Below are 24,625 nucleotides of genomic sequence, written 5' to 3' on the forward strand. Positions count from 1 at the left end.
TCATCGTCCACCCTGGCCGAGCGCTCACGCGGCCGAGTCGAGCAGTTCGCGCTGACGTTCGGCCGCCGAGACGTGTCGTGCAGCGTCGAAGGCGTCGAACTGACCGAAGCCGTACATGAAGATGCCGTGCTGAGGCAGCCAGAAGCCGCCGATGCGCGCCTGCGCGCGCAGGGGGAGCGGAGTGCCGAGGTCTTGACCGGCGAACGTTGCCCGGCTGTCCCGGATCGCCCAGATGCGCACCGGTGCCGCCGTGAAGCGCTGCCGGTTCGGCATCTCGCCGGCGAGGCGCACCTTGCCCACGCCAAGCATCAGGCCTGCCATCGGGCCCAGGAGCGCGAGAACGGCCGAGCTGGTCCACATCGCCAACGGCATCGCCCGGCCCATCGTCGTCATCATCCGGGTGACGACGCTGCGTCCGAGGGCCACCGTCCACTCCAGGGTGTCACCGACGCGCACGTGGAACGTCACGTCGTCGAGCCACTCCACGGCGATGTCGGCGCGCACCGACGGATGGCTGCACGCCGCGCCGATGTAGCGTTCGCAGCTGTGCTCGGGATCGGCCGTCGAGTACACGGTCCAGTCGCCCTCGGGACTCCGGTGCCACAACGCGCGGTAGCCGGCGCCGAAGCTGGCGGCTGTCATGCAGCGCAGCACCAGGTAGTCGCCCGAGGCGAAGGACAGACCCATCACGCCGTAGCCGCTGATCCACTCGCCGTCACCTGCCGGGAGCCACGGGGCCGCCTCCGCGTCCTCGGCGACGGCCCGCGGCGTGCTGGCGGACATCACTGCCCCTCCACCACGGGGAACAGCCGGTCAGCGACCAACCCGTGGGCCTCCCGGTGAACAGCCGCCGCCGACTCGGCATCCGGCGCCTCGACGAGGCACCAGGCCCTGCCGTTGGCTTCGTCAACCCAGTAGCTGCGGTAGGTCACGGCGTACTTCGCCTGGACCAGCAGGTCCTGCGCGTGCGCGCTGGCCACGTCCGCGGCCGTGGTGCCCTCCGGGAGGGTTTCGTGCACGTCCATGTAGAGAGTCATCAGTGCCTCCATCGCCGGTTCGGGGCACTAGATTCCCGCCGGCGTCGCACAACGTCATGGGGCATCTGCCTCAACCGGAGGGACGAATCAGCCGGTCGTGAGACCGACGCGAGGTGGACGTGCTCAGTGCCCATGTCTGTGGTTGCGGCAGCGACACTCCCGTGCTCGGTGACTGAAGGCTGGGAGGACCGCAGACCCGTGCCCGACGCAGCTGCGTCACCTTGTGGCCGCGTACAGCAGCATGTCTCGCCGGCTGTCCCCGATCAGCTGGTGCGACCGGAGCAGGCCTTCCTTCAGGAAGCCGGCCGATTCGGCGACGTGGCCAGAGGCCAGGTTCCACGGCTCGATGTAGAGCTCGATCCGGTGCAGATCGGCGATCGTCCACGCGAAGTCCGTGAGCGCGATGAGGGCGTTCTTGGCGACGCCGATGCCGCGGTGCGCGGGCGAGACCGCGTAGCCCATCGTCGCCCGGCCGGAGGAGAGGTCCTGCAACCACAGCCCGATGGCACCGAGTGCGACATCCGTCTGAGCGTCGGCGATAGCGAAGGACAGTCCCTTGCCCTCAGCGAGCCGACCGCGCTGGCGGTGGATCCAGGCCAGGGCCTCGCGAGCATCGGGGTGCGAGGGCACGCTGCCGATCAACGGGATGTAGGGGTCCTGACCAAGTTCGACGGCCAGGTGCGCGTCCCCGTCCCTGAACTCGCGCAGCAGCACGCCGCCGTGCGCGGGTGGTCGGGTCGGCCAGGGCGGAAGTGGTGAGGTCACGGGTCGATTGTCGCGAGTCGCGTGCGCTAAAGCCTGTCGAGCGCTAGACGGTCACCCAGTACTTGCTTCGCCGCTCACCAGCGCCGGCTCGTCCACAGGGCCGGGCCCGCCTGCGTTACCAGCGCCTCCCGTTGACCATGTCAACGAAACGACTCCAAATTGTTTCGGTCGCGAAGACGAGCGTTGGCGAAGCTGCAGGTCACGCGCCCGCGGGTTCGTGTCAACAGACGCCGAATCGCTTTTCCCGCCACTCGACTCTTGCAATGCCTCTGACCTGCGCTAAGGCACAGCGGGCATCGCTGGTCGACGCCGTCAACAGATCCGGTGCGTACCGGGCCGTGAGGCCGGCTTGGCTCTCTGCGGGCACCGAATGCTTCGCAGAAGGAGGTCCCCCTAGGGACACGCACGGCGCTGGCGCACGGGGTCGAATGACTCCGTGCGCAAGCGTGCGGCCGGAGGGAGTGATGTTCGATGAGCGACACACTGACGCATCTGACGTTTCCTCCCGGCTTCCTCTGGGGAGTGTCCGTCGGAGCGCACCAGTCCGAGGGCAACAATCTCGCGAGTGACTGGTGGTACCGAGAGAACCAGCCTGATACGACGGTGCCGGAGCGTTCGGGTGACGCGATCGACAGCTACCACCGCTGGCCGGAGGACCTCGACCTGGCAGCGGGCGCCGGATTCAGGGATTACCGGTTCGGCGTCGAGTGGGCTCGGATCGAACCCTCGGACGGTCATACCTCGTCGGCCGCGGTCGACCACTACCGACGGATCGTCTCCGGGGCCCTCGATCGCGGGCTCCGACCGATGCTGACCCTCCACCACTTCACGGCGCCGCTGTGGTTCGCAGCTTCCGGCAGTTGGACTCGTCCTGACGCGACGGCGCGCTTCCTCCGCTACGTCGACGCGATCGCTCCGATCATCGACGAGGGAGTCCTGAGCGTGATGACGAGCAACGAGCCGAACATCCTCGCCACGTTCCCCAAAATCGTCGCAGGCATAGGAGCACTGAGCAGCGGCCTTCCTGTGCCGGATGAGGCATGGGCGACGACCCTGATCGACACGCATCACGCCGCCGTAGCGCGGATTCGGGATCGACATCCGGGTATTAGCGTCGGCTGGGGAGTGTCGGTCCAGGACTATCGCCCGGCGCCCGGCGCTGAATGCGCTACGAACGCCTACAGCGAGGTCCGGGACCAGGTGTTCCTCCGCGCTGCCGGTGGCGATGACTTCATCGGCGTGCAGACCTACACGGGAGGGACGATCGGTGTCGACGGCCGGCCGATGGCACCCGAGCGTCCCGATCCGACACTGACGAGTTGGCAATACCTGCCGGACGCGCTCGGCGGAGCCGTCCGTCGCGTAGCGCGCGTGCTGCCCGAGGTGCCCATCATCGTCACGGAGAACGGCGTCGCTGTCGCCGACGACGAGCGTCGCATCGCTTTCACCCGAACCGCGCTGCTTTCGCTTCGTGCCGCGATGGACGACGGCGTCGACGTCCGCGGATACCTCCATTGGAGCCTGCTCGACAGCTGGGAGTGGGGCACGTGGGCGCCCACGTTCGGCCTCGTGGCCGTCGACCAACCGGGCTTCATCAGACGGCCGAAGCCGTCACTGCGATGGCTCGGATCACTCGCACCTCGTGAAGGAGATCGCGGATGAACGACTACGACGCCGCGCTCCCCGGCGAGGACTACGGGTCCGCCTTCGGCCGCGAGCATCTCGGGGGCTCGCGAGGCCTCCGTCGCGCGTTAGTCGTTCTCGTGGCGATCGCCGTCGGAGCACTGACCGGTGCTGGCGTCTACCAGGTCTCGCTGCAGCCAGGGGCGGCGATCATCAAGTCGGTGTTCGAGGCGAACCCGCTCGTCACACCGCCCGCCGGTTTCGCCACCGACCGAAGAGCCGTGGCGCCGATGCACCGCGTCACCCTCGGTGCCTCCGGGGCGCACCTCGATCTCTACGAACCTGCGAGCCCGTCCGCTGTTCGCCGTCCGATGATCCTCTGGGTGCACGGCGGCGGGTTCGTGTCGAGCTCGTCGGCAACCGTCGCCGACTACGCGATCCTCCTGGCATCAGCCGGCTTCGTCGTCGGGAACCTCGACTACACGCTCGCGCCGACCGCGAAGCACCCGGTGCAGGTACAGCAAGCGGCCGCGGCCCTCGACTACCTCCGCGCGCACGCCGATAGCCTCGACGGCAATCCGCTGGCGCTCACGATCGGCGGCGATTCCGCTGGCGCGCAGATCGCGAGCGAGACTGCCGCCGCGGAATCCGACCCCGCGCTTGCGAGCGCCATCGGCATCGCCATTCCCGCCGCGAACGAGCGGCTGCGCGGAGTCGTGCTGTTCTGCGGTCTGTACGACATGCAGACCGTGGGCAAGACCGGTTTCCCCGGTCTCCGCACCTACCTCTGGGCCTATACCGGTCATCGGGACTGGCTGCAGGACCCGCGAGCGGCCGAGCTCTCCTCCGCGACGAAGGCGACCTCCGCTTATCCGCCGACATTCGTGTCGGTCGGCGACGCGGACCCGTTCCGGACGCAGGCGACCGAGCTCGCTGCAGCTCTGCGGGGGAGGGCCGTGCCCACCACCACACTGTTCTGGCCGAAGGGGACTGGCCTGGGCCATGAATACCAGTTCGACTTCAGCACACCGCAGGCGCGCTCCGCTCTCACTGCCACGCTCGCGTTCCTCGCGCAGGTGACGCGATGAGTGCGCGAGCGTGGCGTCGCGCGGCCTGGGTCGCCGTACTCGTGGCCCTCGGGCTGCTGTCCGCGTCCGTGGCCTACGTGCTGCTGGTGGTGATTGGCCGATGAACCTCGAAGGACGACGCTTCGTCGCTCTCGGCAGCTCTTACGGCGCCGGACCGGGGCTGCGTCCGCGGGTGATGGGCAGCCCTGTCGCCGCGGGCCGCTCAGCGACCAACTATGCGCACCTCGTCGCCCGGAGCCTCGGGATGGACCTCACGGACGTCACGTTCTCCGGAGCGACGGTCGCGCAGCTGCGCCACGGCGGCCCGGCCGGCCGGCCGGCTCAGCAGACGGCGGTCACGCCGGACACCGCGGTGGTCACGATCACCGGCGGCGGCAACGACGTCGGATATCTCCCCGCGCTGACGCTTTCGAGCCTCCCCTCCCCGCTCGCCGAACTCCTTCGGACGCCCTCTCGCGTCCGGGAGTTCACGAGCCAGACCGAGAGCGACCGACGGTTCGCCGATCTGAAAGCCGAGCTCGTCGGGCTGCTCGCAGACGTCCGCACGACCGCGCCGGACGCCAGGATCTTGACGGTCGGCTACCTCACCCTCCTACCGCCCCGCGATACGGACACGGGAGTACTGCCCGCACCAGTCGCCGAGTGGGGACGAGGGATCGCTCAGCGGCTCACCGATGTGATGCGGACTGCGGCACGGGCGACCGGTACGGAGTTCGTCGATGTGTCGTCGGCGTCGGCGGAGCACCATGCGTGGTCGGCGCACCCGTGGACGCGCCGGTTCCATCTGACGTTGCGCGGCGGCGCCGCGTACCACCCGAACCTCGCAGGCATGCACGCGGTGGCCGGGATGGTCGCGGAACGCCTCAGCGCCGAACCTCGATCCGACTGAGCCGCTCAGATCCGACCGGCCGCTCGGACCATGGGATCGAGCAGACCTTCCAACGACTGCCGAGACCCGATCCCGCCGCGGCCACGCGCGGCCGGGAGGACTCCTCGATCGACGACGGAGAGAGTCTTGCCTTGATGAATATGAACGCTTATATTACTCAAATGCCACGGGTCAGTATGAAAGAGACGCTGCTGGATTCCGCCGTCGGAACCTTCCGGCGGCATGGTGTGCGCGGCGCGAGCGTCGGCCAGATTGCGTCGGACGCGGCGGTACCGGTCGGCTCGGTGTACAACCACTTCGACGGCAAGGAAGGCCTCGCGATCGAGGTGCTGCGGCGGTACGCCGCGGCGACCGACATGTCGATGCTGGAGCGCGACGGCAGCGCGATCGAGCGCCTGCACGAGCACCTCGAGCGCCAGATCGCCCGCACCGCGTCGACCGGCACCTCGCACGGGTGCATGCTGGCCAACTTTGCCGGCGAGCTGAGCGACGGAGAGTACCCGCGGCTCCGGCTCGAGGTGCAGGCGGTCCTGACCGAGTGGTCCGCCGCGCTCGCCGACGTCGTCCGCCAGGGGCAGGAGACCGGCGAGATCCGCTCCTCCTACGACCCGACGCAGATCGGGACGTGGCTCGTCACCTCGCTGGAGGGTGCCACCACGCACGCGAAGGCGGTGGGGTCACGCGAGGCCGTCGACGCCTTCCTTTCCATCACTTTCGACACCGTCCTGGCGCCGAACCCGAGCTGAGTCCCCAACCACCGAAGGCAGCCACCATGACCACCGGCACGACCACGAGCATCGTCACGACCCCGCTGCAGCACATCGCAGCCTCGAACAGCGTCACCTACGCCTACAAGCGCCTGGGTACCACCACCGGCACACCGGTCGTGTTCCTGCAGCACTTCCGCGGGAACATCGACAACTGGGACCCGCGGCTGATCGACGCCATCGCCGCGGAACGCGACGTGATCCTGTTCGACAACGTTGGCATCGGCGGCACCGATGGCACGACGCCAAACACAGTCAGCGCGATGGCGGAGGACGCGGTCGCGTTCATCGATGCTCTCGGCCTGACCGGCATCGACCTGTTCGGATACTCCCTCGGCGGCTTCGTCGCGCAGGAGGTCGCGCTGTCCCGCCCGGCACTCGTGCACCGGCTGATCCTCGCCGGCACAGGACCCAAGGGAGCGCCCGGCATGGAGCGCTGGTCCGAGGACGTCGTCAATGCCGTCGTGGTCGACGAGACCGGCCCGGCAGGTGTGCTCTACGTCTTCTACGCGCCGACCGAGACGAGCCAGGCAGCCGGCCAGGCCTCGCTCGGTCGGATCTACGGCTGGCAGGGCGGCCGCGACGAGCAGCCGTCACTCGAGGCGAAGAACGCCCAGTACACCGCGGTGCTCGACTGGGGCGTGCAGGACTGGGCTGCCGTCCAGCGCCTCCGCAGCATCACACAGCCGACCCTCATCCTGCAGGGCGACGACGACATCATGATCCCCACCAAGGCGAGCCACACGATGGCCGGCCTGATCCCGAACGCGCGCATCCGGATCTTCTCGAACGCCTCACACGGATCGATCTTCCAGTACGCCGACGAGGCCGCCGCAGAGACGATCGCGTTCCTGACCGACTGACGAGCTGCGGTCCGTGCGGAGTTACCGCCCGCACGCACCGTGCTGCGTGTCAGCCCTCAGCGGCGACGCAGATCGGAGGGTGAGATGACCACCATGCAGGGCGCCCGCGGTCCAACGCGGACGAGATCGCTGCTCGGCGACTACCTGCGAGCACGCCGCGGCGTGCTCCAGCCTGAGGACGTCGGACTGTTCCGGTACGGCGCTCGCCGCGTCGGCGGTCTCCGTCGCCAGGAGGTCGCCGACCTGGCGGGGGTGAGCACGGACTACTACCTGCGGCTCGAGCAGGGACGGGATCGCCAGCCGTCCGACCAGGTCATCGGCGCACTGGCCCGAGCACTCCAGGTGGGCGACTTCGGCCTGCGGCACATGCGGCGCCTCGTTCAACTGCAGAATCGGGGTGCCGCACCGATCCGCAGGACGGACATCGATGGCGCTGTGGGGCCGCTCATGGACTTTTGGCAGCTCACCCCAGTCGCCGTGGTCGACTCCAATCTCGACATCGTGGCCGCGAACGACATTGCGCAGGTACTGGACGACGGGCTGCTCTCGCCGAGATCGAACCTGTTGCTCGGGCTGTTCGAACGGCAGGACCACACAGCCGATGGCTGGCTCGAGATGGCCGAGCGGGTGGTTGCCGACCTGCGGTTCCGTTGCGATCCCGACGACGTCCGCTTGCAGGAGATCGTCGGCCGGCTGTCCATCCGTGAGCCCGTCTTTCGGCGCCTCTGGGCCAGCCATGACAGCCGGCCGTTTGCCGAGGGTCTCATTCGCTCGACGCTCGAGGGGCTGGGCCGATTCACCTTCCGTTTCCAGCTGCTCGACGTTCCCTCCATCGACGGCTGCTCGGTCATCGCTTTCCACCCCGCTGACGAGGCGGCACAGGCCGCGATCTCCTCGATCGCCCCACACTTCGACCACGTCACGTCGGCAAGTGCTTGATCGGGTCGTGTCGGCGCGCCGGCGGGCGCGATGACCGGCCCGGACGAAGTAGACGGGGCGCTCGGTTCGATCCGTCGGTTCGTCGAAAACATGTCCGGCCTGCCGGCCGTGCTGCTCGACCGTCATCTTGACGTCCTTGCGGCCAGTCCCATGGCCCGGGCGATCGAACCCGGCCTGACGACCGGCGCGAATGTCGTCCGCATCGGCGTGGTCGCCAATGATCGCGGCGCCGGATCGATCGGGTCACACGTCGACCTCGCCGGGCTGATGCGCGAAGGGCTGGCCCGGTTCCGGGAGGACGACCGGTACGTGGCTCTGATCGGTGAGCTCGTCGCGACGAGCCGGGGCTTCGCCCGCGCGTGGGACGGCGACCAGCAGCCCCGTCGAGTCGGCGTGCTCGCGCTGCAGCACGAGGTCGCCGGCTTGTTGCGCGTCGAGTACGTGCGGCTTCCGGTCGAGGGGACCGCCGGAGCGACGCTGGTGCTGGCCCGCCCGTCGGACGAGGAGGCGGCGGATCGTCTCCGCCTCCTCGACGGGACCCGCTGATCCGGCGGGCGGGCGCAGGCCCGGCTAGCTACGGACGAAGTCGAGGATGTCCTGATCGAGCTCCGTCTGGAAGCTGCCGGCGATGCCGTGCGGCCGACCGGGGTACAGCTTGAGGGAGCCGTGCTTCAGCAGGCCGATCGCCTTCTGCGAGGCCGCCTGCACGGGGACGATCTGATCGTCATCACCGTGCAGGAGGAGTACGGGCACGTCCAGCGCGACGAGGTCCTCGGTTTGATCGGTCTCCGAGAAGGCCTTGATGCAGTCGTACATGGCAGCGAGGTCACCCGCCAGCCCCTGCCGCACGAAGTCGCGACGGACCCCCTCCGAGATGTCGGAGCCCTCACGATTCGTCCCGTAGAAGGCGGCGGAGAGCTCCCAGAAGTACTGCGCTCGATCGCTCGCCGTTCCCTGGCGGATGCCGTCAAACACCTCGATCGGAGCCCCCTCGGGGTTGGCCTCGGTCTGCAGCATGAGCGGTGGGATCCCGCCTGCGGTGACGACCTTGACCACGCGGCCCTGCCCGTACTTCGCGGCGTACTTGATCACCTCGCCGCCGCCGGTCGAGTGCCCGACCACGGTCAGGTCGTGCAGGTCCAGCGCCTCCACGAGCTCCGCGAGATCCTTCGCGTAGGTCTCGATGTCGTTGCCGGAGTACGTGGGCGTCGAGCGCCCGTGACCTCGCCGGTCGTGCGCGATGACGCGGTATCCGGCGTCGGCGAACAGCTTGCGCTCGAGCTGCCAGGCGTCCGAGTTGAGGGGCCAACCGTGGCTCAGCAGGATCGGTGTCCCCGTGCCGTGCTCGGTGTAGTAGAGCTCCACACCGTCTGATGTCGTGAAGAAGGACATCGGACTTCCCTTTCGTCGTGTGCGATGCGAGGCGACCGAACGGCGGCCCCGCGTGACCGTAAGCACCGCAGTCCGCGCCGAAGAAGGTCCTTCGGGGGACACCCTCGACCGCACGAGACCGACTGGAATGGGAGGACGACCGAAGGGGACGGATCATGACCGACGCACGAAGAAGCCCGGAGCTGGATGAGGCGTACACCGAGCTCAGCTCGTGGTTCGAGGACCGATACATGCCCGCGTTCATTCACGGAGTCGGCGGCGGGGGCGACCCCCGATTCATCTCCGAGTACTGGGGCTCGCCGCTGTGGGTCGGGAACGATCTGGGCCCGGCGACGCTGGCGGAGACCGAGCAGGATGTCGTGCGCGCCTTCGCAGCTATGACCGATCGGCTTCATGCCGACGGCTACAGCGACAGCGTCGTGCTCGACCGCCGGACGGTCGTCTTCAACCGGGACGGCGCGGCGATCGACTCGCTCTGGTCTCGTCGACGTGGCGACGGTTCCGAGATCGAGCGTGTCGCCGTCCACTTCGTGGTGGCGCGCCGACTCGACGGCATCCGCGTCGTCGCATTCGAGACCCACGGCACGGATGCGGACACCCTCGACAAGGTCTGGCCGGTCGTGCGCGGTTGACGGGGAATGACGCTCCGCGCTACGCCCGATCGTCAGGCGGCCTCGGTCAGGCCGTGAGGGCCGCTAGGTCAACTGAGGACATGGAAGCCCCGCTCTGGCTCCACGGATCAACGTCACATGGGGCATTGGCGCAAGGCGGCTCATCGCAGTGGAGGGTGTAGTTGCCGTGTGAAGCCGCCGGTCTCGAGTAGGAACGTCCGGAGGCCTTGGGTCGAGCGAGCGCGTCCGGTGTCTACGTCAACGAGAGGGCCCAGATTGCTTGGGAGCCGTCGGTCCGGATCGAGCGAAGGTGCAGGTGCTAACAGACACCGAATCGTCTTCGAATCCCGCCACTTGCACGATTGCCGGCCGAGGAACGGTCGAGCCTTGCCCCGCCTTCGAGCGGGTGCCACGGTGGGGGACATGCCCGACGTCCCGGTCGTCTCGGTGATGCTGGCCGTCCCTGACGCGGGCGCGGCCGCCCGCTGGTATGCCGAGGCGCTGGGCGCGACGGAGCTGTGGAACCTCGGGAGCGTGGTCGGGCTCAGCCTCGCCGGCGCTGCGTTCTTCCTGGGCGAGCCGGCGTCGAACGGCTGGCAGACCCCGCATGCCGCGGGCACCAGGACCGTGCGAGTCGAGCTGTTCGTCGACGACCCGGACGCCGTCGTCGCGCGGGCCGTCGCCGCGGGGGCGGACGGCAACGGCAGGGAGATCCAGGACTACGACACCCCCTGGGGCGTGCATCGACAAGGGGGCTTCATCGACCCGTTCGGGCACCTGTGGCTCGTCGGCGATCGCTCGCCGCTCTCGCCGCACCCTGCCGTCGACTGACGCCCGATCGTCCGCCGGCAGGATCGACGCCGTCGGCGACGGACGACGTGTGGATGGCCAGCACGATGCCGCCCGCGCTATCGCAAGGACGAGCGAGCACCGTCCGGTACGGCGCCTGGGCCCGGCAGGGTCGCGACGTCATCGGCCGGGACGACCCGATCCGACGCGGTCACGAAGGCGAGCCGGACCGGCTCGCCCGTCGCGTCGTCCACGTACGTCGCCGCGGGGCCGAACTCCGTCGGCCGGTACTCGTCGCCCCACTGGACGAACGCGGCCAGGACGGGGCGCAGCGCGTGACCGGCGGGGGTGAGCAGGTACTCCTCCCGTTCGCGCGCACCGTCGTCGCGGTAGGTGCTGCGCGTCAGGACGCCGGCCTCGACCAGGCGCGCGAGCCGGTCGGTCAGCACGTCGGGTGCGACTCCGAGCTGCTCGCGGAACTGCGAGAAGCGGGTGCGGCCCCACATCGCCTCACGGACGATCAGCAGCGACCACTTCTGTCCGAGCACGTCGAGGCTGTTGGCGATCGAGCATCGAGACGTCGGAGGTGCAATCACGAAGCTAGCGTACCGTCCTGAGTTGGAAACTCCAAGTGAGCGTGCTAACTTGGCGTCTCCTACACAGCTTCGGAAGGTGGCCGCCGTGCCCCAGCTCGCCCGCCGCGGGTCGTTCGCCGCAGCGGCCACCGTCGCCGGCATCGCCCTGTGGGCCAGCGCCGCACCGACGATGGTCTACCCGCAGTACGCCGACGCGTGGGGACTGTCGACGGCGACGACCTCGGCCCTGTTCGCCGTCTATCCGTTGGCCCTCGTCCCGACGCTCGTGATCTTCGGGAACCTGTCCGACTCGATCGGGCGCCGCGCCACGATCCTGGTCGGCCTGGCAGCACTCGTGGCCGGTTCGGTCGCGTTCGGGCTCGCCCAGGACGTCAGCGGGGCGTTCGTCGGGCGCGCCCTGATGGGCATCGGCGTCGGCTTCGCGTTCAGCCCGGCCACCGCCGCGATGGTCGAGAACGCCCTGCGCCCGGAGCGCGCAGGTTCGGCGACCACGGCGGCGACCGCCGGCGGACTCGTCGTCGCCACCCTGGTCGGCGGCGCGCTCGTCCAGTACGCACCCGATGCCCTCCACCTCACCTTCTGGGTGCTCGCCGTGGCGACGGCGGCAGCGTTCGCGCTGTCCTGGTTCCTGCCACGCCACCAGCGCGACCCTGACCAGCCACCGTGGAGGCCCCGGCGGCCGATGATCCCCGCCGCTGCTCGCACGCGGTTCACGGCCGGCGCGCTCGGCATCGCCGCCGCCTACTCCATGGGCGCGATCTACCTGGCGCTCGGCGCCCAGATCGCCCGCGACCTGCTGCACTCGGGCAACACCCTCGTCGACGGCGCGCTGATCGCACTGTCAGCGATCGCCATCGGGGCCGTCGCCATCGCCGCGCGCCGCCTTCCGGCACGGACGGCGCTCCTCGCAGGGCCGATCCTGGCGACCGTGGGCCTCGGTGCGTTGATCGCCGCCGGGTCGCAACAGTCGATTGCGCTGTTCGTGCTGTCGTCCGTGGTCGGCGGCGCCGGCTACGCCCTGCTGTTCTCCGGCGGCCTCGGCGCGGTCAACCAGAGCGCGGCGCCCGACCACCGCGCCATGGTCCTGTCCGCGGCCTACGTCGTCGGCTACGTGCTGCAGGCCGGCACCGCCCTGGGCCTCGGCGAGCTGACCCGGCGTGCCGACCTGGAGTCCGCACTCGTGGTCGGCGTCCCCGTCGTCCTCGCGATCGGGTACGCCGCCGCGCTACTCGTCCGGCACCCGTCCGCGGTCGCCGGCGCTGTCACCACGCACCACCCGGTTCTCGAAGGGAACACCCCATGACCACCCTGCACAACGCCGTCGTCCTCGTCACCGGCGCGAACGGCGGCCTCGGCCGCGAGTTCGTCGACCAGGCCCTCGCCCGGGGGGCCGCGAAGGTCTACGCCAGTGCCCGCAGCCCGCAGACCTGGACCGATCCCCGAGTCGTCCCGCTGACCCTCGACATCACCGACGCGGACTCGATCGCGGCCGCCGCGGCGGTCGCTAGCGACACCACCGTGCTGATCAACAATGCGGGAATCACGGGTCCCGGCGCCGTCCTGACGTCGAGCCTGCAGGACCTGCGGGCGCTGTTCGAGACGAACGTCTTCGGGCAGGTCGCACTCGTGCAGGCTCTCGCCCCGGCGCTCGCCGCGAACGGGGGCGGAGCCATCGTCGACGTGCACTCGGCGCTCAGCTGGCTGGCCGTCGGTGGGACCTACTCGGCGTCGAAGGCCGCCTTCTGGTCACTCACCAACAGCCTGCGCCTCGAGCTGCAGGGACAAGGCACGCAGGTGGTCGGCGCCCACCTCGGGTACACGGACACCCCGATGACCGTGAACGTCACCGCGCCCAAGGGCGACCCTGCCGACGTCGTCGCGGCCATCTACGACGGCCTGGAGTCGGGAGCCCACGAGGTTCTGGCCGACGAGACGTCCCGGCAGGTCCGCGGGGCCCTGTCCGCGCCGCTGGAGGCGCTCTACCCCAGCCTCGCCTAGCGTCGCCTGACCACGCGTGGTGACGAGAAGACACGCCGGGGGGGGCGGGGGGGGCGCCCCGGGCCGGTCCCGTTGATGACGTGGGACATGCTGCCGACGCCTCCGAGGGACACGATGGCCATGTTCTGGAAGCGCACGTTCGCGTTCACGGGCGCCTCGAAGGTGTTGAACAGGTTGACCGACGGGTCCGCCTGGAAGAACACGTAGCTGCCGAGGCCCTGGCCCAGGAACGAGGTCACGGTGTTCGCGACCTTGATCGACGGGTAGCCCTGGGTCGAGCCGTTCATCCACGCGGCCTGGTTCGGGGGGTCGTAGGGCTTCTCGTTCTGGAAGAAGATGACCCGTCCGCCCTGGCCGTTCCAGATGACCTCGCTCTTCTGGTAGTGCTCGACGAACAGGCCGATCGCCAGGACGTTGTTGCCGTTGACGACGAGCCCGGTGTCGGCCGTGTTGATCGTCCAGCCGATGGTGCCCGCGTTGCCGTGGTCGCCTCGCCACATCCAGGTGTGGTCGACGATCGTGTTGCTGCTGTTGACGACCAGGGAATTGGTCGCCTTTCCGGCCACGCGGCCGCCGATGCGGAAGAAGACGTCCTGCACGGTGACGGGGTTGGCGGCACGGTTGGTGCCGACGCCCGCGGTGGTGCCGACCGTCATCAGGGAGTTGCTGTTGGTGGTGCCGGCGTCGATGAACAGGCCCTTGACGCGGACGCCGTCGACATCGCCGACCGAGATGGCCGTGACACCGCCCTGGGGGACCAGCGTGGCGTAGCCCATGCCCAGCAGGACCGTGTCGGCCCGGTTCACGACGATCGGGGCGTCGAGGTTGTAGATGCCCGGCGTGAACACGACGTGGCAGCCACCGGCGATGCGCTGGTTGATCGTTGCGGCGCTGTCCGACGGACGTGCCACGAACACCTGGCTGAAGCTGACGGACGTGCCGGGGGTCGGCGCGCCGACGGCCCAGCTGGGACCGGTCGCGTTCGTGCGCAGGCTCGGCAGGAACAGGCGGTACTCGTTGTTGGCGAAGTAGATGTACGGGACGTCACGCGAGGCCGGTGTGGCGCCGACGTTCGTGTGGTGCACGCCGCTCGGCGCGGTGGAGAAGTTCGTCGCCGGTGCGCCGTTCACCCCGGAGAAGACCATGTTCCAGTTGGAACCGCTCCAGCTGCCGAACGTGCTGTCCTTGCTGTACCACTGCTGCTGCGACGCCGACTCGACGGAGCCTGTGACGCGGGTGTCGGAGATGTAGCCACCCGAGGACCAGCCGTACGACGCCGGGAACAGGTCGAGACCACCGTTGACGTTCATCCGGCGGAAGGGTGCGGCCTGGGACACGCCCCAGCGGTTGCGCCCACCGTTCGTGTTGATCGTCATGTTCTCGGCGCTGCGCCAGAAGTTCTGCGTCGCGTTGCCGGCGTCGCTCGCGTTGAACGCGTCGACCGTGACGGCACCGTTGATGGTCACGCCGTCGGGGTTCTGCGCGAGCCCCTGGATCGAGGTGTTGAAGCCGATGTTCGCGTACACGTTGTAGGAGCCGGGCTTGAACAGGAGCGCGTCACGCCGGTCGTGGAACTGGTCGGTCTGCGTGTCCTTCTGGGCCTCGAACACCTCGTTCAGCGACGTCTGGATCGTGGCGTCCGGCGTGCTGTCCTCGAAGATGCGGACGTTCGAGCCGAAGTCGGGGACCGTCGGCTGGGCGGCGCAGGTGGTGGGAGGCGGGGTGCCGCCGACGTTGACCGTGAAGTCCCACAGCGAGTAGCCGTAGCCCGTGGCCCGGACGGTGCCGGTCATGCGGACGTACCGCCCGCTGCCGTTGACGGTCAGGGTGTCGATGCCGCCGTCACCGGTCGTCGTCGTGAAGAGGTTCGTCCACGGTCCTGTGGGCGAGTCGCTCGACTGGACCTGGTAGGAGCGGCCGTACGCCGCCTCCCAGCTGAGCACCACGCGGCAGATGCTCTGCGTGCTGCCGAGGTCGACCTGGACCCACTGCGGGTCGGAAGCCGCACTGGACCAGCGGGTGGTGGTGCTGGCGTCGAAGGCGCTGGAGGCGGGGTTGCCACCGTTCTCCGTCGACGACGCGGACGAGGGCTTGTTCAGCGCTGCGTTCACCGAGGTGTTGCAGGTGGTGGGCGGCGGGTCGCCGGCGCCGAAGACCTGGAACTCCCACAGCGAGTAGCCGTATCCCGTCGCGCGCTGCGTGCCGTTCATGCGGACGTAGCGGCCCGAGCCGGCCAGGGTGAGCGTGTCGACGCCGCCGTCACCCGTCGTCGTCGAGTAGACGGTCGTCCACGGTCCGGTCGCCGAGGTGGAGACCTGGATCTGGTAGGCGCGTGCGTACGCGGCCTCCCAGTTGAGGACCACCTGGTCGATGGCGACCGTCGCGCCCAGGTCGATCTGGATCCACTGCGGATCGGAGGCGGCGCTCGACCAGCGGGTGCCCGCGTTGCCGTCGACCGCGTTCCCCGCGGCGGTTCCTCCGTTCTCGACCGAGGACGCCGTCACGGGCTTCCCCTGCGAGATCAGTGGGCCCGCGGCGTGCGCTGTCGAGACGAGCGGCGAGACGGTCGCGTACGACAGGAGCATCGCCACCGCGGTCAAGAAGACGATGAGGAGACGTCGTGTCAGCGGCTTGGCCGCTATGAGAGTGGCGGGTCCAGCAGATCGGGTCATGGTGATGCTCCTTGGGAGCTCGCAGAAGGCAGGCGGATGCACCGTCGCGCTAGCGACGGGGAGGGGAACGCGGGCAGGGGTCAACCTGCGCGCGAGGGACGATCACGACCTTGTGAGTCCGGTTCCATGCATCAGGCGAGAGGCTCCGCTGCCTCGTCCTGGTTGACTTACTAACAGGACAGTAAGTGTTTTCACCCGCCCGCGCCAGAGGCGAGACGGTCCTTCCCTGTCCACGAGGAGCCAGTCGTCGCCGACTGCGCACGTCTGGCGAGAGACGACCAGCTACAGCTGCGCGCCTTCGACCTGGCCCGCCGGCTCCTCGGCCGCGCCATCGTCGATGAGCGACGTCAGCACCTCGGCTACGAGCGCGTCCGCCCTCGCCGCGATGCGGGGGAGCTGCGACTTCCGCACCGCACGAGGCTGGTGCTGCAGGATCTGGAGCGCCTGGTCGACCTGGTCGGCGCGCTGCTTCCAGCCCACGGCCTGGGCGAACTCGGCGGACTCGGCGGTGCTCGTCCCCGCACCCAGGACGACGTCGGCCTGCTCGCGGACCGCGGTCATGGCCCGCGTGATCTTGGCCTCCGGCGTGCGCGCGCGTCGGACGTCGGCGACCTTCGCCCCCCAGCCCTCGAGACGCTTCTGGATGTCGGGGTTGTTCGCGACGAACACGCTGAGCTGGGTTGCCGCCTTCTTGGCCAGGGGCCACGCGACCGCCAGGGCGACGGCCTGCTTCTTCTTCGCCATCTCGCTCCCGCCATGGTCCGGACCTGCTCTGACCCGACCATGCCCCGGCGACCGAGGGTCGGCAACTGTTCGCCGCCGGAGAACGCCGGGTGCGTCCGGCGAACCCGGACGTACGCTCGACTCGATGACACGCCCAGCTGCAGCAACGGTCGGCGAGCTCCGCGCCTCCGGCCACGTCCACACGTCGGTGCGGGTCGAGATCCGCACCAACCTCCTCGCGGCCCTGAAAGACGGGCGAGACCCCTGGCCCGGCATCCACGGGTTCGACGAGACGGTCGTCCCGCAGCTCGAGCGGGCGCTGATCGCCGGGCACGACATCGTGCTGCTCGGCGAGCGCGGGCAGGGCAAGACGCGGATCCTGCGCACCCTGGTCGGGCTGCTCGACGAGTGGTCGCCGGTGATCGAGGGTTCGGAGCTCGGGGAGCACCCGTACGAGCCGATCACGGCCGCCAGCCAAAGGCGGGCGGCCCACGAAGGCGACGACCTTCCGATCGTGTGGCGGCACCGGGACGAGCGGTACGTCGAGAAGCTCGCGACGCCGGACACGAGCGTCGCGGACCTCATCGGCGACGTGGACCCGATGAAGGTCGCCGAGGGGCGGGCTCTCGGGGACCCCGAGACGATCCACTTCGGGCTCGTGCCGCGGGGGCATCGGGGGATCGTCGCCATCAACGAGCTGCCCGACCTCGCCGAGCGCATCCAGGTCGCGATGCTCAACGTGATGGAGGAGCGGGACATCCAGATCCGCGGCTACGTGCTGCGGCTGCCGCTCGACGTGCTCGTCGTGGCCACCGCGAACCCCGAGGACTACACGAACCGTGGGCGGATCATCACGCCGCTCAAGGACCGGTTCGGGGCGGAGATCCGGACGCACTACCCGGCCGAGCTTGACGACGAGATCGCGGTCATCCGGCAGGAGGCGACCCTCCAGGCCGAGGTGCCCGACCACATCATCGAGATCCTGGCCCGGTTCACGCGGGCACTGCGGGAGTCGAGCGCGGTCGACCAGCGCAGCGGCGTGAGCGCGCGGTTCGCGATCGCGGGCGCGGAGACCGTTGCTGCCTCGGCGTTGCACCGGGCGGCGCGGCAGGGCGAGGAGCAGGCGGTCGCGCGGCCGGTCGACCTCGAGACCGCGGTCGACGTGCTCGCGGGCAAGATCGAGTTCGAGTCCGGCGAGGAGGGGCGCGAGGACGAGATCCTCGACCACCTGCTGCGGACGGCGACGGCGGAGACCGTTCGCGCGCACCTGCGAGGCATCGACTTCGGCGTGCTTGTGGAGGCCATCGCGGGCGGCGCGATCATCACGACGGGGGAGCAGGTCACCGCACGCGACGTGCTGACGGGCCTGCCCGCGATCGGGGAGTCCGAGCTCTACGACGAGATCTGCGCGCGGCTCGGAGCGACGAACGACGGCGAGCGGGCCGCCGCCATCGAGCTCGCGCTCGAGGGGCTGTATCTGTCTCGTCGGATCAGCAAGGAGTCTGGGGGCGGCGAGACGATCTATGGCTAGGGCCAACCGCCGCCTCTCGAGGCGATCCCGGTACACCCCGTACGTCGACGGACCCGACCCGCTCGCGCCGCCGGTCGACCTCACCGAGGCGCTGGACGCGATCGGCGAGGACGTGATGGCCGGCTACTCGCCCGAGCGGGCGATGCGCGAGTTCCTGCGGCGCGGGGGGCGGGACCAGGCAGGGCTGGACGAGCTGGCGCGGCGCGTCGCCGAGAGGCGCAGGGATCTGACCCAGAAGAACAACCTCGACGGCACCCTGCAGGAGGTCAAGGAGCTCCTCGACCGGGCGGTCCTGGCCGAGCGCAAGCAGCTGGCGCGCGACGTCGACATGGACGAGGGCGACCGTGCCCTGGCGCAGATGCAGCTCGACAACCTCCCGTCCTCTCCGGCGGCCGCGGTCGACGAGCTCAACGGGTACGACTGGCGCAGTGCCGAGGCGCGGCAGGAGTTCGAGAAGATCAAGGACCTGCTGGGCCGGGAGATCCTCGACCAGCGGTTCGCCGGCATGAAGCAGGCGCTGGAGAACGCGAGCGACGAGGACCGGGCCGCGCTGAACGAGATGCTGGCCGACCTCAACGGGCTGCTCAACGCGCGCAAGCAGGGCGCCGACACCCAGGAGCAGTTCGACGACTTCATGGCCAAGCACGGCGAGTACTTCCCCGAGCAGCCGCAGAACCTCGACGAGCTCCTCGACGCCCTGGCCCAGCGGGCCGCCGCCGCGCAGCGCATGCGCAACTCCATGACGCAGGAGCAGCGCGACGAGCTGGACGCGCTCGCCCAGCAGGCGTTCGGCTCGTCGGAGCTCCTGGACGCCCTGAGCGAGATGGACCAGTCGCTGCGGGCCCTGAGGCCCGGCGAGGACTGGGGGAGCTCGGAGCGGATGGACGGCGAGAACGGGCTCGGGCTCGGCGACGGGACCGGCGTCTTCCAGGACCTCGCCGACCTCGACGCGCTGGCCGACCAGCTCGCGCAGTCCTACCAGGGCTCCCAGCTGGACGACATCGACCTCGACAAGCTGGCCCGCCAGCTCGGGTCCGACGCGGCGGTGGACGCCCGCACCCTGCAGCGGCTGGAGCAGGCGCTGCGGGACAACGGCACGATCCGACGAGGCTCCGACGGGCAGCTCGCGCTGACGCCGAAGGCGATGCGGCAGCTCGGCAAGTCCGTGCTGCGCGCCGTCGCGGACACGATGTCGGGGCGCACCGGAGGCCATGAGGTCCGTCGCTCGGGTGCCGCGGGCGAGCCGTCCGGGTCGACCCGCGCGTGGGCGTTCGGCGACACCGAGCCGTGGGACGTGACGCGGACGATCACCAACGCGCTCACCAGGCGGCCGGCCGACGACGGTCGCGTCACCCTCCAGATCGACGACGTCGAGATCCAGGAGACCGAGGCACGGACGCAGGCGTGCGTCGCGTTGCTCGTCGACACCTCGTTCTCGATGGCGATGGACGGCCGCTGGGTGCCGATGAAGCGCACCGCGCTGGCGCTCCACACCCTGGTCACCAGCCGGTTCCGCGGCGACGACCTGCAGCTGATCGGCTTCGGGCGTGCGGCCAAGGTCCTGCAGGTCGAGGAGCTCGTCGGGCTCGAGGAGAAGTGGGAGAAGGGCACGAACCTGCACCACGCGCTCCTGCTCGCCAACCGGCACTTCCGCAAGCACCCCAACGCCCAGCCCGTGCTCCTCATCGTCACCGACGGCGAGCCGACCTCCCACCTGGAGTCCAGCGGTGAGGTCTTCTTCGACTACCCGCCGAACCCGCTGACGATCGCGCTCGCGGTGCGCGAGCTCGACACCTCGACGCGGCTCGGCGCGCGCACCACGATCTTCCGGCTCGGCGACGACCCCGGCCTCGCACGTTTCGTCGACGCCATCGCGAAGCGAGCCGGCGGCACCGTCGTCACGCCCGAGTCCGACGACCTGGGCGCCGCGGTCATCGGCTCCTACCTCAGCTCACGCCGCAACGGCGCCTTCGGCGGCTGGGGTCGCGACGAGGAGTGGTGACCGGCTCGCGCCGATATCGTTATCGAAGCACTCGGCGCCGTGCCGGCTGCGGCGAAGGAGATGACGATGTCCCCTGACCAGCTCACGTTCGACAACCCCGTCGAGCGCCACTCGCACATCCGGCCGCACGCCTCGTGGCAGCCGGTTCCCGGCCTCGACGCCGAGCTGGACCCGAAGGCCGACCATGGCGAGACCAGCTACCGCGGCACGGGCCGCCTTCCCGGCCGCAAGGCACTCATCACCGGCGGGGACTCGGGCATCGGCGCAGCCGTGGCCATCGCGTTCGCACGCGAGGGGGCCGACGTGGCCCTCAGCTACCTCCCGGAGGAGCAGGTCGACGCCGAGGCCATCGCCGGTCACGTGCGCGCGGCTGGCCGCCAGGCGATCCTGCTTCCCGGCGACATCCGGGACCGCGAGTTCTGCCGCACCCTGGTGGCCGACGCGGTCGCGGGCCTGGGCGGGCTGGACATCCTGGTCAACAACGCGGCTCACCAGGTGTACCACCAGTCGTTCGACCAGCTGGACGAGGCGGACCTGGACCGCACGATCCAGACGAACCTGTACGCGATGTTCTGGATCACCCGGGACGCCCTGCCGCACCTCGGGCCTGGCTCGACCATCATCAACAGCACGTCGATCCAGGGGTACAACCCCTCGCCGATGATCATCAACTACGCGTCGACGAAGTTCGGGATCATCGGGTTCACCAAGGCGCTCGCCGCCGACCTCGCGCCGCGGGGCGTCCGCGTGAACGCCGTCGCACCCGGGCCGGTGTGGACGCCGCTGCAGGTGTCTGACGGGCAACCGCCGGAGAAGCTCGAGGGCTTCGGGGACTCGTGCTGGCTCGGCCGGACCAGCCAGCCGGTCGAGCAGGCTCCGGCCTACGTGTTCCTCGCCTCGCCGGAGTCCAGCTTCGTGGTGGGGGAGGTCATCAACGTCAACGGTGGGGCGAACGTGCCCTGAGCTGCGGTGGGGCGCTCAGAAGAACGGCCACGGGAACGCGGGCATGTCGCCCTCGGGGCCGGGGAACCTGTTCTCCAGGAGCAGCCGGTCGCAGCGGGCGCCCAGGGCCCACAGCTCCTCGTCGGTGAGGAGCTCGGACAGGCGTTGACCGAGATCGCCGTCCAGGGCCGCGCGCACGCGTTCGACACCGGCCGCTTCGTCGGGCTGCAGCGACTCGCCCCGCCAGCCCCACAGGACCGTCCGCAGCTTCGGCTCGACGTGGAAGCTGACGCCGTGGTCGACGCCGAACCGATGACCCTCGAGCGTCGGGAGGATGTGGCCGCCCTTGCGGTCGGCGTTGTTGACGACCACGTCGAACACGGCCATGCGACGCAGCGCGGGGGAGTCCTCGTGGATGAGGATCAGCGGCCGGTCCTCGTCGTCGATGCCCTGGAAGACCGCGCGCCACCCCTGTGCCGGAACCGCTCTCTTCGCGACGACGTCGACGGGGTCCTGCGCGGGGTCGGGCTCCTGCCAGCGCTGGACCATGCCCGGCCCGAGCGGACCGTCGCGCAGGAAGGTGAGGGGCACGATCTGCCACCCGAACGCCTCCGAGACCAGGTGGGCGGCCACCTCGCGATTCGCCAGCGTCCCGTCCGGGAAGTCCCACAGCGGCTTCTCGCCGGCGACGGGCTTGTAGACGACCTGGATGCCGCCGATCGTCGCGAGGAACGTGGCGTTCGAGGCGACCGTAATGCGCCCGACGAGCTCGAGCTCACCGGCGGCGAGGTCGACCTCGTCGCCGATCACAGCTGCGTCGCGCCGCACACGTGGCTGTCGTCGTCCATCGGCTGGCCGCAGAGCGGGCACAGCGGCCGGCCCGACCGGACGACCTGCCGCGTGCGCTGGACGAACGCCCGCGCCGTCCCCACCGGCATGCGGACCAGGAGCATCTCGCTGGGTTCGGGCTCGGAGTCCTCCTCACTGGTCTCGTCGAGCGGGAACGCCTCGAGGACCACCTGCGCAGTGGAGGGATCCCAGCCCAGGCGCATGAGCCCCGCACGGAACTGCTCCTCGACGGGCTGGTCGAGCGGATCGTTGTCGACGAGCTCGGCGGGCGTGTCAGCAGGGACGCTGAACCGATTCCCCTCGTCGGTCATGAGCGCGTCCAGGATCTCGTCGATCTTCTCGGCGAGCACGGCCGACTGCTCCTTCTCCAGCCCGACGCTCGTGCTGCGGGCGCCGTCGCGCACCTGGAGGTAGAAGGATCGAGAACCCGGGCTTCCGACGGTGCCGACGACGACTCGGTCGGGCCAGTCGAACTGGTGGACAAGGGGCACGTCGTCCATTTTACGAGGTGGTCTGCGGGCCCGCTCCGCCACCGACCTGCGCGTCGCCGACCGGGGCCGCGGCGCGCAGCCAGGAGAGGTCGCCCGAGTCGGTGTTCGTCGCCACGACCTCCGGGCGTGTGGTCCCGTACCGGATGATCGAGCCCGATCCCGGGTTGACCGTGATGCGCTGGAAGAGGTCGAGGTGCATGCCCAGCGCGTCCGCGAGGACGGACTTGATGATGTCGCCGTGGCTCACGGCTACCCACACCGCGCCGGCGCCGTGCTCCTGTTCGAGTGCCGCATCGTGCCGCCGGATCGCCGCCACCGACCGTTCCTGCATCCCCGCCATCGACTCACCGCCGGGAAACACCGCCTCCGACGGCTTCGTCTGCACGACGGACCACAACGGCTCCTTCGCGAGCTCCTGGAGCGGTCGCCCCTGCCACTCGCCGTAGTCGCACTCGACGATGCCGTGCTCGAGCTCGGTCGGCAGGTCGTGAGGCTTCGCGATGATCCGCGCGGTCTGCCGGCAGCGCGCCAGCGGGCTCGAGACCACGGCGACCAGCGGCACTGCGGCGAGTCGTTCGGCCGTGCGCGCGGCCTGGCTGCGACCGACCGCATCGAGATCGACGCCCGACGCCCGCCCGGTCAGGATCCCCGCGACGTTCGCCGTGCTCCGACCGTGCCGGACGAGGATGACGGTGGCCATGCGAGGAGCCTAGGTGGCCGAGTCGCTATCGACCTGCTGCCTCTGACCGCCTAGTGCTCGTGCTTGATCACGAAGTACGAGCCGCGGATCGTGCCGGCGAGCTTGGACTTCTGACGGGCGAACTTGAAGGTCGCCGCGAGCTCCTCGGGGACGTCCATGCCGTCGGACAGCTTAAAGCCGACCGCGCGCTTCCCGTCGTCGGCGAGCGTGTACATGACGTTGATCGACAGGCCCGACTCGTAGAACACGTAGGCGATCTTGATGCCCTCGACCTCGAACGACGTCGCCTCGACGGGGCGGGACGCGATCACGAGGTCGCGCTCGTCCTCGAGGATCCCGTGCACCCAGTCGACCACCTCGGAGGCGTCGCTGGCAGGCTCGACGGTGAACACGTGGTCGTACTTGTTCTTGAAGTAGCGCGCCTCGTTGGCGCGCAGGCCGGCGAGCGCGGGAGCGACCGGGGAGGACTCCAGCCCGACGGTGGACACATCGGTGAAGTCGACGACGTACGACACGAGAACCCTCCAAGGCGCGGACCGGACACTGCGGAGACTATCTAGACGCGTCGCGCCAGCTCCACAGCGGCGCCGCGGATCGCGCGGACGAAGGCGGCGGGGTCCTGGCCCTGGGCGAACGTCACGGCGAGGCCGGCGAGCGGGTGGCCGGTGTGGTCGCGCACGGCGACCGCGACCGACGCGAAGCCGGGGGTCACGTCGCCGTCCTCGGAGGCCCAGCCGGTTCGCCGGACCTCGGTGAGGACCGTCCGGAGCTCGGAGAGCCGGCGCGGGCCGACGCCCGTGCGGTCGACGAACGCGTCGCGGCTCGGGAAGAGTGCGCGGACCTGGGCGGGCGGGAGGTCGGCCAGGATCGCGCGACCGCTCGCGGTGAGGTGGGCGGGCAGGCGCACGCCGACGTCGGTGACCAGGACCGAGCGGCCGGCGGCGCGCTCCTCGACCACGTAGAGGACGTCGCGGCCGTGCAGCACGGCCAGGTGGGCGCTCTCGCCGACCTGGTCGACGAGCCGCGCGAGGACGGGTCGGGCTGCGCGGGCCAACGGCGCCTGGCGCGAGTAGGCGGAGCCGAGCTCGAAAGCGGCGAGACCGAGCCCGTAGCGGCGCTCCTCGGGCAGGTGGACGACGAACCCGTGATCGGTGAGGACCGTGAGCAGGTGATAGGTCGTCGAACGGGGGAGCTCGAGCGCCGCGGCGAGCGAGGCTGCGGGCAGCGGGCCGGTGCGCGACAGGTGCTGCAGCAGCCGGAGGGTGGCATCGGCTGCGGGGACGCTGCTCATGATCGCCTCGAAGTGTCTGGGGTACCAGACACTATCCGCTCGCCGGATCTGTGGCAGGGCACCGGCG

General features: G+C 69.9%; 26 protein-coding genes. 14 read left to right on the forward strand and 12 right to left on the reverse strand.

The features are described from left to right. Positions 1-24: 24 nt before the first annotated feature. The 3 genes from AC1DUE_RS07155 to AC1DUE_RS07165 form a co-directional block, all read right to left on the reverse strand. Positions 25-783 (reverse strand): hypothetical protein, encoded by a 759-nt coding sequence (locus AC1DUE_RS07155; protein WP_477038709.1) that lies wholly within the window; start codon positions 781-783, stop codon positions 25-27. Then, positions 783-1,037 (reverse strand): DUF4242 domain-containing protein, encoded by a 255-nt coding sequence (locus AC1DUE_RS07160; RefSeq protein WP_477038710.1) that lies wholly within the window; start codon positions 1,035-1,037, stop codon positions 783-785. The genes AC1DUE_RS07155 and AC1DUE_RS07160 overlap by 1 nt, the downstream gene beginning before the upstream one ends. Positions 1,038-1,253: 216 nt before the next feature. Continuing rightward, positions 1,254-1,751, reverse strand: coding sequence for a GNAT family N-acetyltransferase (locus tag AC1DUE_RS07165; protein ID WP_477038711.1), 498 nt, complete (start codon positions 1,749-1,751; stop codon positions 1,254-1,256). Positions 1,752-2,273: 522 nt separating this feature from the next. On the opposite strand from AC1DUE_RS07165, the gene AC1DUE_RS07170 reads away from it, so the two are divergent. The 7 genes from AC1DUE_RS07170 to AC1DUE_RS07200 all read left to right on the forward strand — a co-directional run bounded on the left by AC1DUE_RS07170 (position 2,274) and on the right by AC1DUE_RS07200 (position 8,517). After that, positions 2,274-3,464 (forward strand): family 1 glycosylhydrolase, encoded by a 1,191-nt coding sequence (locus tag AC1DUE_RS07170; protein ID WP_477038712.1) that lies wholly within the window; start codon positions 2,274-2,276, stop codon positions 3,462-3,464. Beyond that, the gene (locus AC1DUE_RS07175) at positions 3,461-4,513 is read left to right on the forward strand and encodes an alpha/beta hydrolase (protein WP_477038713.1); all 1,053 of its coding nucleotides are present in this window, start codon (positions 3,461-3,463) and stop codon (positions 4,511-4,513) included. Before AC1DUE_RS07170 ends, AC1DUE_RS07175 begins: the two co-directional genes overlap by 4 nt. Before the next feature lie 100 nt (positions 4,514-4,613). Then, entirely contained in the window at positions 4,614-5,402 is a 789-nt protein-coding gene (locus tag AC1DUE_RS07180; protein ID WP_477038714.1) for an SGNH/GDSL hydrolase family protein, read from the forward strand. A 134-nt stretch (positions 5,403-5,536) separates the two neighbouring features. Beyond that, entirely contained in the window at positions 5,537-6,148 is a 612-nt protein-coding gene (locus tag AC1DUE_RS07185) for a TetR/AcrR family transcriptional regulator (protein WP_477038715.1), read from the forward strand. A 26-nt stretch (positions 6,149-6,174) separates the two neighbouring features. After that, positions 6,175-7,032: an alpha/beta fold hydrolase gene (locus AC1DUE_RS07190; protein WP_477038716.1), complete on the forward strand. Its 858-nt coding sequence runs from the start codon at positions 6,175-6,177 to the stop codon at positions 7,030-7,032. Between the two features lie 84 nt (positions 7,033-7,116). Next, positions 7,117-7,971 (forward strand): helix-turn-helix domain-containing protein, encoded by an 855-nt coding sequence (locus AC1DUE_RS07195; RefSeq protein WP_477038717.1) that lies wholly within the window; start codon positions 7,117-7,119, stop codon positions 7,969-7,971. Positions 7,972-8,001: 30 nt separating this feature from the next. Next, a complete protein-coding gene (locus tag AC1DUE_RS07200; protein WP_477038718.1) occupies positions 8,002-8,517 on the forward strand; it encodes an MmyB family transcriptional regulator in 516 nt (171 codons plus the stop codon). Between the two features lie 24 nt (positions 8,518-8,541). Here the strand turns inward: AC1DUE_RS07200 and AC1DUE_RS07205 are convergent, their stop codons facing one another. Next, a complete protein-coding gene (locus AC1DUE_RS07205) occupies positions 8,542-9,363 on the reverse strand; it encodes an alpha/beta fold hydrolase (protein WP_477038719.1) in 822 nt (273 codons plus the stop codon). 155 nt (positions 9,364-9,518) lie between these two features. Between AC1DUE_RS07205 and AC1DUE_RS07210 the strand changes: the two genes are divergently transcribed. Beyond that, entirely contained in the window at positions 9,519-9,995 is a 477-nt protein-coding gene (locus AC1DUE_RS07210; RefSeq protein ID WP_477038720.1) for a DUF6841 family protein, read from the forward strand. Between the two features lie 402 nt (positions 9,996-10,397). After that, positions 10,398-10,805: a VOC family protein gene (locus AC1DUE_RS07215; RefSeq protein ID WP_477038721.1), complete on the forward strand. Its 408-nt coding sequence runs from the start codon at positions 10,398-10,400 to the stop codon at positions 10,803-10,805. Between the two features lie 77 nt (positions 10,806-10,882). Here the strand turns inward: AC1DUE_RS07215 and AC1DUE_RS07220 are convergent, their stop codons facing one another. Beyond that, positions 10,883-11,359, reverse strand: a complete 477-nt coding sequence (locus AC1DUE_RS07220; protein WP_477038722.1) for a winged helix-turn-helix transcriptional regulator — start codon at positions 11,357-11,359, stop codon at positions 10,883-10,885. A gap of 85 nt (positions 11,360-11,444) precedes the next feature. Between AC1DUE_RS07220 and AC1DUE_RS07225 the strand changes: the two genes are divergently transcribed. Together AC1DUE_RS07225 and AC1DUE_RS07230 are read left to right on the forward strand one after the other, a co-directional pair. Then, a complete protein-coding gene (locus tag AC1DUE_RS07225) occupies positions 11,445-12,662 on the forward strand; it encodes an MFS transporter (protein WP_477038723.1) in 1,218 nt (405 codons plus the stop codon). After that, entirely contained in the window at positions 12,659-13,357 is a 699-nt protein-coding gene (locus AC1DUE_RS07230; protein WP_477038724.1) for an SDR family oxidoreductase, read from the forward strand. The genes AC1DUE_RS07225 and AC1DUE_RS07230 overlap by 4 nt, the downstream gene beginning before the upstream one ends. Here the strand turns inward: AC1DUE_RS07230 and AC1DUE_RS07235 are convergent. Both AC1DUE_RS07235 and AC1DUE_RS07240 read right to left on the reverse strand, forming a co-directional pair. After that, positions 13,354-16,029 (reverse strand): galactose-binding domain-containing protein, encoded by a 2,676-nt coding sequence (locus tag AC1DUE_RS07235; protein WP_477038725.1) that lies wholly within the window; start codon positions 16,027-16,029, stop codon positions 13,354-13,356. The two genes, AC1DUE_RS07230 and AC1DUE_RS07235, sit on opposite strands and share 4 nt — an antisense overlap. 282 nt (positions 16,030-16,311) lie before the next feature. Next, positions 16,312-16,773, reverse strand: a complete 462-nt coding sequence (locus AC1DUE_RS07240; RefSeq protein ID WP_477038726.1) for a hypothetical protein — start codon at positions 16,771-16,773, stop codon at positions 16,312-16,314. A gap of 124 nt (positions 16,774-16,897) precedes the next feature. Between AC1DUE_RS07240 and AC1DUE_RS07245 the strand changes: the two genes are divergently transcribed. The 3 genes from AC1DUE_RS07245 to AC1DUE_RS07255 all read left to right on the forward strand — a co-directional run bounded on the left by AC1DUE_RS07245 (position 16,898) and on the right by AC1DUE_RS07255 (position 21,248). Beyond that, positions 16,898-18,283: a MoxR family ATPase gene (locus tag AC1DUE_RS07245; RefSeq protein ID WP_477038727.1), complete on the forward strand. Its 1,386-nt coding sequence runs from the start codon at positions 16,898-16,900 to the stop codon at positions 18,281-18,283. Beyond that, complete coding sequence (locus tag AC1DUE_RS07250) at positions 18,276-20,285, forward strand: vWA domain-containing protein (RefSeq protein ID WP_477038728.1); 2,010 nt, start codon at positions 18,276-18,278, stop codon at positions 20,283-20,285. The genes AC1DUE_RS07245 and AC1DUE_RS07250 overlap by 8 nt, the downstream gene beginning before the upstream one ends. 66 nt (positions 20,286-20,351) lie before the next feature. After that, the gene (locus AC1DUE_RS07255; RefSeq protein WP_477038729.1) at positions 20,352-21,248 is read left to right on the forward strand and encodes an SDR family oxidoreductase; all 897 of its coding nucleotides are present in this window, start codon (positions 20,352-20,354) and stop codon (positions 21,246-21,248) included. A gap of 15 nt (positions 21,249-21,263) precedes the next feature. On the opposite strand, the gene AC1DUE_RS07260 is transcribed toward AC1DUE_RS07255, so the two are convergent. Genes AC1DUE_RS07260 through AC1DUE_RS07280 form a run of 5 tightly spaced genes read right to left on the reverse strand, consistent with a single transcriptional unit; the run spans position 21,264 to position 24,558 of the window. Then, the gene (locus tag AC1DUE_RS07260) at positions 21,264-22,037 is read right to left on the reverse strand and encodes an SCO1664 family protein (protein ID WP_477038730.1); all 774 of its coding nucleotides are present in this window, start codon (positions 22,035-22,037) and stop codon (positions 21,264-21,266) included. Continuing rightward, complete coding sequence (locus AC1DUE_RS07265; RefSeq protein WP_477038731.1) at positions 22,034-22,576, reverse strand: DUF3090 domain-containing protein; 543 nt, start codon at positions 22,574-22,576, stop codon at positions 22,034-22,036. The genes AC1DUE_RS07260 and AC1DUE_RS07265 overlap by 4 nt, the downstream gene beginning before the upstream one ends. Position 22,577: 1 nt before the next feature. Further along, complete coding sequence (locus AC1DUE_RS07270) at positions 22,578-23,267, reverse strand: histidine phosphatase family protein (protein ID WP_477038732.1); 690 nt, start codon at positions 23,265-23,267, stop codon at positions 22,578-22,580. Positions 23,268-23,317: 50 nt separating this feature from the next. After that, positions 23,318-23,782, reverse strand: coding sequence for a phage tail protein (locus AC1DUE_RS07275; RefSeq protein ID WP_477038733.1), 465 nt, complete (start codon positions 23,780-23,782; stop codon positions 23,318-23,320). A 41-nt stretch (positions 23,783-23,823) separates the two neighbouring features. Further along, entirely contained in the window at positions 23,824-24,558 is a 735-nt protein-coding gene (locus tag AC1DUE_RS07280; RefSeq protein ID WP_477038734.1) for an IclR family transcriptional regulator, read from the reverse strand. Between the last annotated feature and the right edge of the window lie 67 nt (positions 24,559-24,625).

The sequence above is a fragment of the Cellulomonas sp. P4_A2 genome, assembly GCF_056402515.1.